Below are 14,502 nucleotides of genomic sequence, written 5' to 3'. Positions count from 1 at the left end.
ATCCTCATGGAAAAGGCAAATATCAGCGGGTACCAGTTGTTCGTCCTTATTTTCCTGTTTGAAATGGGCAGTGCACTTTTGGTTCCGCTTGCAGGCGAAGCCAAGCAGGCTGCCTGGCTGGTCATCCTTATTGCGATGGTAGGAGGATTTTTATTATTTTTCATTTATTATGGCCTTTTTCAATACTACCCTGAGCAGCTGTTAACGGAATTTGTACGGAGTATATTGGGGAATTTTCTAGGCAGGATCGTAGCTTTTCTATACATCCTTTATTTCATCTACCTTGCTGCAAGGGTGCTGAGGGACTTCGGAGATACGCTGCTTACTTTTGCCTATCCTCATATTCCGTTATTTGTCGCGAACGCTGCATTCATTTTAGTCGTGGTGTACACGGTCCGAAAAGGGGTAGAAGTATTGACGAGGACCGGGGAACTATTCTTTGTCTTGGAGAATTTACTTTTAATGACCTTCTTTCTTCTGATAGTCGCTTCAGGCATGATCCATTTAAACAACTTAAAACCCGTTATTGAAATGAGCGTGACGGAGATGGTGAAAATGGCTTTCACTAAAACGATATTCTTTCCATTTGGCGAAATCATTTCCTTTTTAATGATTTTTCCTTATTTGAACGAACCTGAGCGATTGAAAAAAATTGGGATAAGCAGCATTGCTGCAGCTGGCATTTTTCTCGCGATAATAATGGCTATGAATATTGCTGTACTTGGGGTGGACCTGACGACACGTTCGCAATACCCTCTTCTTTCCCTCATTCAGTCCATAGAGGTCGCTGGCTTTCTCGAACGGCTCGATGTGTACTTCTTGTTTTTGTTGATGATTGGCGGGTTCATCAAGATAAGTGTATTTACTTATGTGGCGGTAACGGGTACGGCGAATGTTTTCAATGTTAAACAGCCCTCCAGACTTGCTTACCCCGTTGGCTTTGTCATATTACTGAGTTCCATCATAATAGCAAGCAGCTTTACGGAACATATGCATGAAGGGCTAGGAGCCGTACCGATATACATTCACCTCCCATTTCAGGTGATCATTCCGTTGCTTCTCTTGATCATTGCCTTTTTTAAGAATCGAAAAAAAAAGAAAGGCCAGCACCAAAATAAGTTCCAAGGCGGAGTTGATCAAAAATGAAATTCTTCGGTATTACGCTTTTGCTTCTGATCCCTTTAGTGGTCCTATCATTAGGTATGGATATTCTAATGGGATTTGATCTGGATAATTCAATCAAACATGACTTTAATCCATTCTTGGTGAAGGACCCCGCTGAATTTATCCTTTTTATCATTCTTGTTTCATTCCTTGTATTCAGCTTCTTTTATCGAAAAAAAAAGAAAAAGAACAAGGGCAAATGACAACAATGATGCTGCAATTCCCGTTGCTGAAATAGAGATGAACTCCGAATGGGGGAGTTTGTCTTTTTGCTTTTTTACAACCCTGTAAACCCATTTCATAGTATGATGATAAAATGAGATATTTTCAGCGGAATAAAATCACTCAACCAAAAAACCCCGGGAGGAGGACGGCAATTTGGATATCAAATTGAATCGAAAAATCATAAAAGACATGTGCGGGGCCGTCTCCTTCAAAAGAGGGGAAGCTTTTCATCGTGCCAATAAAGTCACATTTGAAAGCTATCGTCATGATGGTTGTGAAGCATCGGTTAGAGGCAAGGAAGACTTCCATGTCACGATTGAAGTGGATGCAGTCGGCGGATTTCAGACGAAATGCAGCTGTCCTGCGCTAGCTTCCTTCCCCAGGGATTGCCAGCATATTGCAGCCGTCCTGCTGTCGGTTTACGACCATCAGCGAGATGGAACGGTTCCAGAAGGTCTGCATGCTGCCGGTTCTGATGCTATAGCACATGAGAAGCTGTCAAAGGGCTTGCTGACCCTTTTCAATAATCAGCCTGTACGGAAAAGCGGTCATCAGCGCCATTTTGAAAAAAGAACGATGCTTGAAACGGAATTCACGTGTAAGCCAGTATGGATGGGAATGGAACAATATATGTTAGGACTGGAAATGAAAATCGGTTCTCTCAATGTGTCGAATGTCCGGGATTTCCTGAAGCGAGTTAAAGAAGGAAAGCCTGCCCAAGTGTCCCCTTCATTTATATATGACCCTGTGCTGCATTGTTTTCAGAATGAAAATGATTCCGTGCTTCAGGAGCTCATTACAGTGATATCGGATGAAAAAGTCTATGTGGACGCCCTGACGGATAAATCTGAATATACATTGGACGATCACTTATTACTTTTGCCTCCATCTTCTTTTCGAAGGCTTGTCCCCATCCTTGAAGCGGCGCCAATGGTGAAGCTTGCCTATGGCGGCCTTACATTCAATGGCTTTCGTGTAACAAACGGACCGCTTCCTTTACAGTTTGGCTTTACCGAAAGCGAGTTCAAAGGTTATCAACTGAATATTAAAAGGCTGCACGAGATGATCGTCATGAATGCATACACATTGGTCCTATTTGAGGGGAAATTGGTTCAGCTCGAAAATGAGGATTTCAAACGCCTTTCAGAGTTAAAGCAAATGATGGAGGGTTCGGGGATGAATCAAATTCCAATCCATCATGACCAGCTGGAATTATTCCTGGACAAAGTGGTACCAGGCTTGAAAAGACTCGGTGAAGTCCATATAGCAAGATCCATCACCGAATTGTTTTTGAAGACACCGCTGATTGCAAAGCTATACTTGGATCGAGTGAAAAACAGGCTGCTTGCCGGGCTGGAATTCCATTATGAAAATATCGTGATCAACCCTTTGGAAAAACAGGAATCCAAGGTTATGAGGGATGTTGAGAAAGAGGCGGAGATATTAAAGCTGATGGAGGATAGCCAGTTTGCCAAGACGGACGGAGGCTATTTCTTGCAAAACGAAGAGTTGGAGTATGAGTTCTTGTACCATATCGTTCCTAAACTCCAGAAGCTGGTGCAAATCTATGCCACGACCGCTGTAAGAAACCGAATTTCCCGTGGAAATGCTGCACCGCGCATTAGGGTGAAAATTAAAAAAGAGCGTACTAATTGGCTCGAATTCAAATTTGAAATGGATGATATCCCAGATAAACAAATACGTGAGGTCTTAGCCGCGCTTGAAGAAAAAAGGAAATACTATCGTTTAAGGAATGGATCGCTGCTTTCCCTTGAAACAAGGGAATACGAGGACATCAATCGTTTTCTGAATGCACTGCCCGTACAGGATGAAGACCTGGAAAGCACACTGAACATGCCCATCATAAAAGGGCTCCAGCTCCTTGACTCCGTTAATGATGGCCAGACATTCACGATGGAAGAATCATTCCGGCAGTTTTTGGATAACATCAGGAATCCGGGCGCCTTGGAGTTCACGGTGCCAAATAGTCTGGATCCGATTTTGCGCGAGTATCAAGAAAACGGCTACAAATGGATGAAAGTCCTTGCACAATATGGTTTTGGCGGGATTCTTGCTGATGATATGGGGCTGGGAAAAACACTGCAAAGCATCACGTTCATTTTATCCGAGCTACCTGACATCCGTAAGAAAAGGGTTCCGGTGCTTATTGTCTGCCCATCATCATTGACCTACAATTGGCTGAGTGAATTCACTAAATTCACTCCTGATATACAAGCCGTCGTCGTGGATGGAGACAAGACGGAAAGGTCGAAGCTGCTTAAAGAAATGAAGGACGTGGATGTAGTGATCACTTCTTATCCATTGCTCCGGAAAGACATCAAGTCGTTTGAAAAAGAGGACTTCCATACGGTGTTTTTCGATGAGGCACAGGCCTTCAAGAACCCGGTGACACAAACGGCACGAGCGGCCAAGAAGATAAAAGCGGCACATCGCTTCGCGTTGACTGGTACACCCATCGAGAATTCACTAGAAGAGCTCTGGTCCCTTTTCCACGTCGTATTCCCTGAACTATTCATGGGGTTAAAGGAGTATAGCAACCTCTCAAGGAAGCAGATTTCCCGCAGGATCCGTCCATTTTTGCTGCGGAGAATGAAAGAGGACGTACTAGGGGAATTACCGGAAAAAATCGAGTCGCTGGAATCGATGGAACTGCTTCCCGATCAGAAGAAACTGTACGGCGCTTATCTGGCCAAGCTTCGGCATGATACGCTGAAACACCTGGACAAGGATACCCTTCGCAAAAATCGGATCAGGATCCTTGCAGGCTTGACCCGGCTTCGGCAAATATGCTGTCACCCCGCCTTGTTTGTGGACGGGTATAAAGGCAGTTCAGCAAAATATGAGCAACTGATGCAAATTGTCGAAGATTCGAAGCATTCTGGAAGACGGGTGCTGATTTTCTCGCAATTTACAAAAATGCTTACAATCATCGGCAGGGATTTGGCCTTGAAAGGACAACCCTTTTTCTACCTGGATGGCCAAACCCCATCAAAGGAACGTGTGGAAATCTGCAATCGGTTTAATGAAGGAGAACGGGATATATTCCTCATTTCGTTGAAAGCGGGCGGTACGGGTCTCAATCTGACGGGTGCCGATACAGTCATTCTATATGACCTTTGGTGGAATCCGGCAGTTGAGGAACAAGCCGCGGACCGTGCCCATCGAATGGGGCAGAAAAATGAGGTTCAAGTCATCAAGCTTATTGCCCGTGGGACAATCGAAGAAAAAATGAATGAACTCCAAGAGAAAAAGAGACATCTTATTGAAGAAATCATCGACCCTGGAGACAAGTCATCATCTGCACTTACAGAAGAGGATATCAGGGAAATCCTGATGATATAAGGGTTTAGCCGAAGGTAATAAATAAATAGTTCAGTTATGGAGCATTCCTCTTACAAAGGAATGCTTTTTTATTTTTAAGGCACTTTTTCGTAAAGATTGTTGTTTTTAAAACGAAACTATTTAAGGTTGATTGGAGCGGAAGTGCGAGACTCCTGCGGGAGCAGCAGGACAGGTGAGACCCCACAGGCGTTTACGCCGAGGAGGCTCACCGCCCGCCCCGCGGAAAGGGAGCATCTGGAGTGGAAATCAACCACAACTCACTACCTGGTAAATAGCAATAAAGTATGTGAAAACATCCATTTTTAAAAAGAATAGGATATTTCATTAACAATAATAATATAATAAAAAACAACAATGTTTTATTGTAAAACGATAAAGTGTGTGTTAAATTAAATGGACAATAAATAAGTGAGGTGCTTTTTATGAAACTAGGAACAACACTCTTTTTAAAGATGGCTGTTATTCTTATTGGAATTCCAGTTCTTGCTTTGTGCATCTTCGTGGTGCCTGGAATAGCGAATTTTGCAGCAGAATTGTATCCGGATATGGCTTATTTGAAATCTCTCGTTTTAATCGACTTGTATGCATCGGCGATACCTTTTTACTTTGCTCTATATCAAGCCTTTAAACTTTTAAGCTATATTGACAAGAACAAAGCTTTCTCGGAATTATCTGTAAGAGCCTTAAAGACTATAAAAAATTGTGCAATCACAATAAGCAGCTTGTATGTAGCAGGCATGCCGCTCTTTTATCTCATGGCGGAAAGGGACGACGCCCCAGGTATCATATTAATCGGAATGGTCGTTATTTTTGCTTCAATGGTGATTGCAGTCTTTGCTGCTGTTCTTCAAAGGCTTTTACAAGAAGCCATCGATATAAAATCAGAAAATGACTTAATAGTCTGAGGTGAATAACTTGGCAATTATAATCAATATTGATGTGATGTTGGCTAAAAGGAAAATGAGTGTTACAGAACTTTCCGAGAGGGTTGGAATAACGATGGCTAATCTTTCCATATTGAAAAATGGCAAGGCAAAAGCGATTCGATTAACAACTTTAGATGCGATTTGTAAGGCTTTAGAATGCCAACCCGGGGATATTTTAGAATACCGAAATGATGGAGGCACTCAAGATTAAGATTTATAAAGGGGAGTTACTCATGAATGTAGAAGGAAAAATGGAGGCACCAATCATGAGAGCATTAAAACAACTCGTTCGTTTTGGTTGGGAGCAGGCCCTATCATGCTTGTTTCCGGCCGTTATTTTTGCCTCTTTGGCTATTACAAAATTCATTCCGCTTCCCTTTCTGCCGCGGTATGACTGGCTGCTCATCATCTGCCTTCTAATGCAGTGGTGGATGCTGCGTTCCGGGCTTGAAACACGGGATGAACTAAAGGTCATCACCTTGTTCCACCTTATTGGTCTTGCCCTTGAACTTTTCAAAGTACATATGGGCTCCTGGACTTATCCAGAGGAAGGATATTTCAAGTTTTTTGGAGTGCCTCTGTATAGCGGATTCATGTACGCAAGTGTAGCGAGTTATCTTTGCCAGGCGTGGAGGAGGTTAAAGGTTGAACTGATCAAGTGGCCGCCGTTTTTGGTCGTTGTATCTCTTGCGCTTGCGATTTATTTGAATTTTTTCACTCACCATTATTGGATGGATGTTCGTTGGTGGCTATCTGGACTTGTCATCATCGTCTTTTGGCGAGCATGGGTCACATACGAAGTTGGTGGAACCCGTTATCGTATGCCAATCGCATTTTCTTTTGTGCTCATCGGATTTTTCATATGGATTGCCGAAAATATCGCAACGTTCTTTGGAGCTTGGGAATATCCAAACCAAACCGATGCATGGAGTCTCGTTCATCTAGGGAAGGTAAGCTCATGGCTCTTACTGGTGATTGTCAGCTTTCTTATAGTAGCCACGCTAAAACAGGTTAAGGGGAAAGATTCCGCTGTGATGGATGAGGGTCAATTTTTATAAGATAATTATTCAAGTTAGATAAAAATAAGTATAGACGACACATTGTGTCGTCTTTGATTTTCTATGCTTTTATGCCATTCCTATGAAACAAGTTTTAATCCCACTGCTGCGCCAAGGACCATGGCTATAAAAACGACCCTGCGCCAATCTTTGGATTCCCCGTATAAAAGCATCCCGATTATCGCTCCGCCTGATGCACCGATTCCTGTCCAGATTGCGTAAGCCGTTCCCATCGGCAAGGTTTTCATGGCATAAGCAAGAAACAGGAAACTTGCTCCAAATCCGATGAATAACAGCAGCAAGGATTGCCAATTTCGGTCTTTGTGCAATTTATTGATCATCGCAACCCCAAACATCTCAAAAAGCCCCGCTAAGATTAAAGAGACCCAAGCCATTATGATTCATCCCCTTTCTCAGCCTTATCATCCGTCACTAGCTTCAAGCCGATCACCCCTGATAATAAGAGGAGGATCAATAGCGTTTTGCTCAGCTTGAAGGATTCTCCAAAGAAAAGGATTTCGGAAAAAACGGTCCCAGCTGTCCCCATACCGACAAAAACGGCATATACCGTTCCGACAGGAAGCTTCCTGCCAGCCATTATCATCAAGTAAAAACTGATGATGATCGAAATGACCGTTCCAGCCCAAGTCAAAAAGTCATCCGCATGTTTTAAGCCAATCACCCAAAATACTTCAAAAAAAGCTGCAATGAATACTTTAATCCAGTTTGTGCTCATGAAATAACGCACCTCCGATTTTATTCTTTACCAAAAAAACAAAAAAAGCCCAAGAGATAACTGTTAAACAGTTTCTCCCAGGCTTTTATCCTTCCGTGACACAGCATGCTGTGAGTTTTCTCTCGGACCAGACCAGCAATGAGACGCACTGCGGAACCCTAGAAAACCTTTGACATATACAATTACCTTTCATTATACATAATTTTTGAACTTACTCAAGGTAAAAGTTTTGCCAGCTGCCATGCCGGTTTTCCTCTAATATCCGCATATGTCCCGTAACGTTTGCAGCTTTATTTGGCTCTTTTCGTAAAGATTGTTGTTTTTAAAACGAAACTATTTAAGGTTGATTGGAGCGGAAGTGCGAGACTCCTGCGGGAGCAGCGGGACAGGTGAGACCCCACAGGCGTTTACGCCGAGGAGGCTCGCCGCCCGCCCCGCGGAAAGCGAGCATCTGGAGGGGAAATCAACCACACCTCACTACCTGGTAAATAGCAACAAAGTATGTGAAAACAGCCTTTTATTTAAATAACGCAACGTAAGGTACGAGACACCTGGGGACGAGCGCCTGGAGTGGAAATCAACAAATAATGAAGGGATAGATATGGTAGTGTAAACGGCTGAGGAGTTTGCGGCGGTGCAGGTCAATTTTTCGGATCTTAACAAAGAATGCTAATATAAGAAATAGATAAAAGAGGGAAAGTAGGTGGCTCTTATGGAGAAGCAGGTACATATTTTAATTGTTGAAGATGATAATGATATTAGCGGATTGCTTTGCAATATGATGAAAAAAAGTGGATATGTCCCTCAGCCGGCATTTTCAGGGACGGAAGCAATATTGTACGTGGAGAAAAAGAAATGGGATATGGTGTTGTTGGATTTAATGCTGCCAGGAATGGACGGGGAGGAAGTTCTTCGTAAAATTAGGGAGCATCATCATGTCCCTGTTTTGATTATATCCGCAAAAGGAGAACAGCAAACGAAAATAAATGGATTGCGCGCTGGGGCAGATGATTTCATTACGAAGCCATTTGATATTGAAGAAGTAATGGCAAGAATAGATGCTCATTTAAGAAGATCTTCAACCATGAAAAGAATAGAGGAAAAGAACCAGCTTACGTATAGAGGCATTACTGTGGATACTGATACGAAAATAGTTATCGTAAATGACTTGAAGGTAATACTAACGGCAAGAGAGTATGCCATTTTGGAATTACTTATTTCCTATCCTCAAAAAATATTTTCGAAAGCCAATGTGTTTGAAGCGGTTTGGGGAGATGATTATTTAAGGGATGAGAATACGGTGAACGTCCATATGAGTAATCTGAGAAGTAAATTGGCTAAAGCGAGCCCAACTGAAGAGTATATTGAAACCATTTGGGGAATGGGATATCGCTTAAAATAACTTAAGATTTTCTTAAGGTTTTCTTTATAATCCCTTATGATTTTCATTTTATGATGAATCACAGATAAGGGAGGAAAAAAATGAGTGAATATATATTAAGGACATCCGGTTTAACAAAAAAATATAAACATACCACTGCATTAAATAACGTGAATCTATCTATCAAAAAAGGTGCCATATATGGCTTCATTGGTCAAAATGGAGCAGGGAAGTCAACCTTTATTAAACTTGTGGCAGGATTAGCCTTTGCAAGTGAAGGAAGCATTGAATTATTTGGGGAAATCGATCCGGAAAAATTGATTGAAGCAAGAAAAAGAGTCGGAACCATTATTGAAGGGCCAGCTTTATTTCCTCATATGACGGCTAAGCAAAACCTGGAAGTCCATCGAGTGCAAAGGGGCATTCCCGGAAAAGAATGCATCGAAAAAACGTTAGCGCTTGTAGGGCTGCAACATACAGGAAAGAAAAAAACGAGAAATTTTTCATTAGGTATGAAACAAAGATTAGGACTGGCGATGGCGTTGTTGTCAGAGCCTGAATTTCTAATTTTGGATGAACCGATAAACGGCTTAGATCCAATGGGAGTAGTCGAAATCCGTGAGTTGCTATTAAAGTTAAACCGTGAGAAAGGAATTACGATTCTTATTTCCAGTCATATCTTAAGCGAATTGAATTTATTGGCAACTCATTATGGAATCATTCACGATGGAAAATTATTAGAGGAGTTAACAGCGAAAGATTTACAAGAAAAGTGTCAGCATTATTTACACATAAAAGTAGACAAGCCACATCAAGGAGTAGCGGTGCTGGAAGAAGAATTAGGTACGAAAGAATTTGAAGTAATGCCTGATGGAATCATCAAATTATATAAGTTTGTAGGTGAACCAGGCCTTGTTTCTACAACATTAGCAGCGAATGGGGCAGTGATTGAGCAGTTTATGCCAATGGGTGAAGATTTAGAAGAGTACTTTACAAAGCTTATTGGGGGCGGCAACCATGAATAATCTTATAAAAGCGGAATTGTATAAGCTTAAACATGATCGCTCCTTCTGGGCTATTGCCTTAACCATTATATTAATAGGAATTCTTGCTCCCAGTGAGATGCTAATTAGGGGAACTAGTGGAGAGATGAAAGGAATAGACGTTGTGATAGCGTTTGTTAATCAGAATGAACTGGTAATGAAATATGCCCCGTGCATTTTGGCTGGATTTTTTATTTCAAGTGATTATTCAACAGGTGTGATGAAAAATTTGATATCCGGTGGAAATAAAAGAATGGAAATCGTTCTTGCAAAACTGTCAGTCTTCACGATCGGTGCAATCATTATTTCCATCTTATTCCCACTTGTCCTATGGATAGTGTCCACTGTATTTTTTGGATCAGGGTCGCATTTATTCCCTAATATGTCCGTAGTGGAAAGCATTGTTCCAATGATAGGGTTACTTGCTTTGTATGGGGCGGCATTTGCTTCATTTATGACACTCATAGGACTCATCTTTACAGATAGTGGAAAGACCATTTCATTTTTATTTGTATTCACTTTCGGATTGGAGGTTGCATTTTCTATATTCTCGAAAAACTCTCCCATCATTCAAACGATATATAATCATAGCATCATTAAATTAATAAAAGATATTCCTGCGGCCATACTTGAACAAACAGAGTTATTTACGATGATTATTGTTCCTATTTTAACTTTTGTCGTATGTGCAATAGGATGCTGCATTGTATTTTCCCGTAAAGAAATCAAGTAAGAAAAAAGGGGGAGGCAAATGATCCATTTAACAGTACTATGTATGTTCATAGCGATCGTTTTTCTCTTCCGGTTTTTTTTCATGAAGCGAGAAATGAAAAGAATGACGAAACAGCTCCAAGCTTATCGTTATCGATATACAGAAAAGAAAGTGGATATTGAATATTTTGATCGGGATATCGAAAGACTGGCAGTGGAAATCAACGGTTATTTTGATTCCATGATGGAGATGAAGGTGGAACAAAAGCGAACGGAAGAGACATTGAAGCAGGCAATTGCCAATATGTCGCATGATCTGCGAACGCCACTAACCTCCATTTTAGGTTATATCCAGCTGTTGGAAGATGAGCACTTAACTTTGGAAGAACGAGCAGAGTATATTGGAATTGTCAAAAGGCGAACGAAAAGATTACAAGATTTGCTCGATGAATTTTTTGAATTATCAATAGTGGAATCGATGGACTATGAGCTGCAGTTCCAAACATTCCATCTCAATCAGAGTATTTGGGAAGTGCTCATGAACTATTATGATGCATTTCATGAGCGACAGTTACAAGTGGATATCGACATGCCTGATGAAGAGATCATGTTATATGCAGATCCATCTGCAGTAATAAGAGTTGTTGAAAATTTAGTGAGTAATGTTCTTAAGCATGCAAGTGGTTCGGTACAGATATCATTAAAGGAAGAATCATCTTCCATTGTCTTTACTATTCGTAACAAAACAGATGTAATGACAAAACAAGATGTTGAGAGGATTTTTGATAGGTTTTATACAGGTGATACTGCAAGAAATAAAAAAGGAACGGGACTAGGGTTATCCATTGCGCAAAGTTTAATGAAAAAAATGAATGGTGAGCTTTTTGCCACTCTGAAAAATCATCAATTTATCATGACCTGTCAATGGAAAAAAAGAACGTAGTCGGCTTCTGTTTTCAGCTCAAAAAAGCCCCTAAGTCTTATCCGGGGCTTTTTTGGCTTGCTATTTAGGCATTCACTGTCCGTTTCGGGGATGGACCTTCTTTTTTATGAGATGCATAGCTATGCAGGATCATTCCCATGATGACGATAAAGATGCCGAACCACGATAACGGAGAAGGAATCGGTAAAGATAGGAATAGTAATTCGCCAGCAAGGGCAAAAAGGACCTCCATCGATTGTGTTGCTTCAACTGAAGCTAATTTCTGCATATTTCCGCGTACCAAATCGGTCGCCATGAAAAAAAGGACCGTGGCGATGACTCCAGAAAATAGTGCCACCAAAAGGGATTGGAAACTCTGCATCTTCGTCGGTGCACCTACTGTAAAGAAACCGTACAAGGAAAGCAAAAACCAGAATGGCAGACTCGCCAAAGTCATTCCCAAAACCCGCTGATAAGCATCCAGACGGCCTTCGGATACTTCCATCATTTTGCGATTTCCCAAAGGGTATGCAAATGAGGCGATGACGATTGGAATCACTCCCAGCCAAAGATTGGCCATTGAAATGTGTTTGGTATGTTCCAGTTGCATCAGGATGATCCCAAGCAGAATGATCATGGACATGAGGAGGCCTTTCACAGAAACCCTTCCCCTTTGCCTTTCGATCCCATCTTTCGTTTGGACATTTTCAAAAAACAGCGGCGCAAGCAGTGCACCCGAAATGATCGTGATTTGCCAAGTTCCGGCGATCAGCCAGCCAGGTGAGTAGGCGGACGCAAAGCATAAAGGAGCATAAAATAACCCAAATCCGACAAAACTCCAAAGCAGCCAAGGACCCGGCTTTTCTCTCATCACTTGTAAAAGGGGACGCAGGTTTTTTCTGCTCCATACGATACACAACAGAAAGGGCACCATAAAGATATAACGCAGCGAAGCACTCCAAATCCAACTTCCGCCAGACAGCTCCATGGCCTGATTCAAAACAAACGTAAATGCAAAAAAGAAAGCAGAACAAATACCTAATATAATCGGACGCAATTGACTCACCTCAATCTGTTTTATGAGTCAGTAAGACTCTGGAAGGATGGCAATCGTTTCGGCTTTCTGAAAAATTTTTCAGGAATGAAAGCAGAATGAATTTTCTAAATATTATAAGCGATCAATTTAAATTGTCCTTCAAAAGCAAAAGAAAATCAACAGGATTCTTTTAAGCTAGTGAAATTCATTCTTCATGATTCGACATGAAATGAAAAGAAAGCTTGTTGGAATTGAATGAAGACGTTTCCATTTAAGTATTTAAATTAGAAATATATACCAAAGAAAGAAGCGGCAAACGTTGTCGTGACGCGTGTTATGAAGGAATTACTAATATTTTATATAAAAATCATATAGAGGCAGATAGTATATGAAGATACGAGAATTGACGAATATGGTAGGTAGTGGTATCTTAATAGAAGTGCAAATAATGTCGAATGGTGACGAAATGTATAAATGCAACATTCGCAAGAAAGTTAGTGGGGTAAATTAAATGAAATCTACAGGTATTGTACGTAAAGTTGACGAATTAGGACGGGTAGTCATTCCAATTGAACTGCGCCGAACATTAGGAATTAATGAGAAAGACGCTCTGGAGATTTATGTAGAACAAGAGCGCATCATCCTTCAAAAATATAAACCAAACATGACTTGTCAGGTTACAGGTGACGTTTCCGATGACAATATGAAACTTGCTGACGGTAAATTAATACTTAGCCCAGAAGGTGCCGAACTTTTAATTAAAGAAATTCAAGCCAGCATGGAAACTGCTAAATAATTAATATACTAGATAAATAGCATCCAAGTGTAGGGAAGGTTTTCCCTACACTTTTTTATATTAAATGGTGAAATAATAAAAATGGTTCGATTCACGGGAGAAACCAATCTTTTCATAAAGTCTCTGTGCTTTCACATTATCCTTGCCTGTCTCCAGTGAAACCCCTTTAGCACCTGTTTCACGTGCAAAAGCGATGGCCGCGTTCAATAACTCCTCGCCAAATCCCTTTTTACGGGCGGACTCCTTCACGAATAAATCATTCAATACCCATGACCGCATCATACTCACAGACGAAAAAGAAGGATATAATTGTACAAAACCAATTGGATTTCCTTCATCAAACGCCATAAAAACCACAGACTCCCCATGTGTCAGCCTTTCCCTTAAAAACTCCCTTGCACGACCAGGATCAGAGGTTTGCTCATAAAACACCCTGTATAAATCAAAAAGTTCCGTCAGTGATTCCAGCTCATGTAATGTAGCCTTCTGTATGCTCATAAATGGACCCCCAAATGTTAGAATACTCTAAATTTACCATTTAACCATGCCATACGCCAAATTCCGGACCGCATTTTCCAGCCCCAAAAATCAGGATGGAGCTCAAAAAGGCACCATCCTGATTTTTTCATCATGTAGAGGGCTGTTAAACCCGAAATGAGCAGCAAACTCATGAGATATCAGCGTTTACTCGTGAGTTTGAAGCAAATACTCGTGAGTTTAGTCGATTTACTCGTGAAAGGAGCATTATCCATAGAATGCAGCAGCAACCTCACGATATATAGGCGTTTACTCGTGAGTTTAGTCGATTTACTCGTGAGTTTAGTCGATTTACTCGTGAAATTGGAGCAAATACAAGTGAGTTTGGCCAATTTACTCGTGAAAGGAGCATTATCCATAGAATGCAGCAGCAACCTCACGATATATAGGCGTTTACTCGTGAGTTTGAAGCAAATACTCGTGAGTTTAGTCGATTTACTCGTGAAATTGGAGCAAATACTCGTGAGTTTGGCCAATTTACTCGTGAAAGGAGCATTATCCATAGAATACAGCAGCAATCTCATGAGATATCAGCGTTTACTCGTGAGTTTAGTCGATTTACTCGCGAGTTTGGAGCAAATACTCGTGAGTTAAGCTGTTTTAC

Annotated in this window: 16 protein-coding genes and 1 riboswitch; of the genes, 12 read left to right on the top strand and 4 right to left on the bottom strand. The window is 41.2% G+C overall.

Translation table 11 applies throughout. The features are described 5' to 3' along the window. Nucleotides 1-6: 6 nt before the first annotated feature. The 6 genes from MHB45_RS17645 (at nt 7) to MHB45_RS17620 (ending at nt 6,736) form a co-directional block, all read left to right on the top strand. Nucleotides 7-1,146 carry a GerAB/ArcD/ProY family transporter gene (locus MHB45_RS17645; RefSeq protein ID WP_048686792.1) on the top strand — a complete coding sequence of 380 codons (1,140 nt, stop codon included), beginning with the start codon at nt 7-9 and terminating at the stop codon, nt 1,144-1,146. Further along, nucleotides 1,143-1,367 (top strand): hypothetical protein, encoded by a 225-nt coding sequence (locus MHB45_RS17640; RefSeq protein ID WP_048686789.1) that lies wholly within the window; start codon nt 1,143-1,145, stop codon nt 1,365-1,367. Before MHB45_RS17645 ends, MHB45_RS17640 begins: the two co-directional genes overlap by 4 nt. A gap of 175 nt (nt 1,368-1,542) precedes the next feature. Beyond that, nucleotides 1,543-4,752 (top strand): DEAD/DEAH box helicase, encoded by a 3,210-nt coding sequence (locus MHB45_RS17635; protein ID WP_048686786.1) that lies wholly within the window; start codon nt 1,543-1,545, stop codon nt 4,750-4,752. Nucleotides 4,753-5,174: 422 nt separating this feature from the next. Further along, on the top strand, nt 5,175-5,657 hold the full coding sequence (locus tag MHB45_RS17630; protein ID WP_048681524.1) for a DUF2975 domain-containing protein: 483 nt from the start codon (nt 5,175-5,177) through the stop codon (nt 5,655-5,657). 10 nt (nt 5,658-5,667) lie between these two features. Then, complete coding sequence (locus MHB45_RS17625) at nt 5,668-5,889, top strand: helix-turn-helix domain-containing protein (RefSeq protein WP_048681527.1); 222 nt, start codon at nt 5,668-5,670, stop codon at nt 5,887-5,889. Between the two features lie 55 nt (nt 5,890-5,944). Next, nucleotides 5,945-6,736, top strand: coding sequence for a DUF817 domain-containing protein (locus MHB45_RS17620; RefSeq protein ID WP_072273834.1), 792 nt, complete (start codon nt 5,945-5,947; stop codon nt 6,734-6,736). An 80-nt stretch (nt 6,737-6,816) separates the two neighbouring features. On the opposite strand, the gene MHB45_RS17615 is transcribed toward MHB45_RS17620, so the two are convergent. Next, nucleotides 6,817-7,131 carry a DMT family transporter gene (locus MHB45_RS17615; RefSeq protein WP_034309447.1) on the bottom strand — a complete coding sequence of 105 codons (315 nt, stop codon included), beginning with the start codon at nt 7,129-7,131 and terminating at the stop codon, nt 6,817-6,819. Further along, nucleotides 7,131-7,472 (bottom strand): DMT family transporter, encoded by a 342-nt coding sequence (locus tag MHB45_RS17610; RefSeq protein WP_048681535.1) that lies wholly within the window; start codon nt 7,470-7,472, stop codon nt 7,131-7,133. The genes MHB45_RS17615 and MHB45_RS17610 overlap by 1 nt, the downstream gene beginning before the upstream one ends. 72 nt (nt 7,473-7,544) lie before the next feature. Continuing rightward, nucleotides 7,545-7,645, bottom strand: a riboswitch (guanidine-I (ykkC/yxkD leader). Nucleotides 7,646-8,184: 539 nt separating this feature from the next. On the opposite strand from MHB45_RS17610, the gene MHB45_RS17605 reads away from it, so the two are divergent. From MHB45_RS17605 to MHB45_RS17590, 4 genes are all read left to right on the top strand, one after another. Further along, complete coding sequence (locus MHB45_RS17605) at nt 8,185-8,874, top strand: response regulator transcription factor (protein ID WP_048677953.1); 690 nt, start codon at nt 8,185-8,187, stop codon at nt 8,872-8,874. Between the two features lie 80 nt (nt 8,875-8,954). Beyond that, nucleotides 8,955-9,878, top strand: a complete 924-nt coding sequence (locus MHB45_RS17600) for an ABC transporter ATP-binding protein (RefSeq protein ID WP_048677952.1) — start codon at nt 8,955-8,957, stop codon at nt 9,876-9,878. Next, a complete protein-coding gene (locus MHB45_RS17595) occupies nt 9,871-10,629 on the top strand; it encodes an ABC transporter permease (RefSeq protein WP_048677951.1) in 759 nt (252 codons plus the stop codon). Before MHB45_RS17600 ends, MHB45_RS17595 begins: the two co-directional genes overlap by 8 nt. A gap of 18 nt (nt 10,630-10,647) precedes the next feature. Then, on the top strand, nt 10,648-11,550 hold the full coding sequence (locus MHB45_RS17590; RefSeq protein WP_048677950.1) for a sensor histidine kinase: 903 nt from the start codon (nt 10,648-10,650) through the stop codon (nt 11,548-11,550). Between the two features lie 64 nt (nt 11,551-11,614). Here MHB45_RS17590 and MHB45_RS17585 read toward each other — a convergent pair whose 3' ends face one another. Next, nucleotides 11,615-12,586, bottom strand: a complete 972-nt coding sequence (locus MHB45_RS17585; protein ID WP_048677949.1) for a DMT family transporter — start codon at nt 12,584-12,586, stop codon at nt 11,615-11,617. Between the two features lie 490 nt (nt 12,587-13,076). Between MHB45_RS17585 and MHB45_RS17580 the strand changes: the two genes are divergently transcribed. Next, nucleotides 13,077-13,361 (top strand): AbrB/MazE/SpoVT family DNA-binding domain-containing protein, encoded by a 285-nt coding sequence (locus MHB45_RS17580; protein WP_048677948.1) that lies wholly within the window; start codon nt 13,077-13,079, stop codon nt 13,359-13,361. A gap of 60 nt (nt 13,362-13,421) precedes the next feature. Here MHB45_RS17580 and MHB45_RS17575 read toward each other — a convergent pair whose 3' ends face one another. Beyond that, nucleotides 13,422-13,859, bottom strand: a complete 438-nt coding sequence (locus tag MHB45_RS17575; protein WP_072273422.1) for a GNAT family N-acetyltransferase — start codon at nt 13,857-13,859, stop codon at nt 13,422-13,424. A gap of 156 nt (nt 13,860-14,015) precedes the next feature. Between MHB45_RS17575 and MHB45_RS17570 the strand changes: the two genes are divergently transcribed. Next, complete coding sequence (locus MHB45_RS17570; protein WP_340908022.1) at nt 14,016-14,492, top strand: hypothetical protein; 477 nt, start codon at nt 14,016-14,018, stop codon at nt 14,490-14,492. The last annotated feature ends 10 nt before the right edge of the window (nt 14,493-14,502 follow it).

This window comes from Peribacillus sp. FSL K6-5616, assembly GCF_038008245.1.
In the GTDB taxonomy this organism is placed as follows: Bacteria; Bacillota; Bacilli; order Bacillales; family DSM-1321; genus Peribacillus; species Peribacillus frigoritolerans.
Note: the sequence above shows the minus strand (reverse complement) of the source record. Positions and strands in the feature narration are given on the sequence as shown.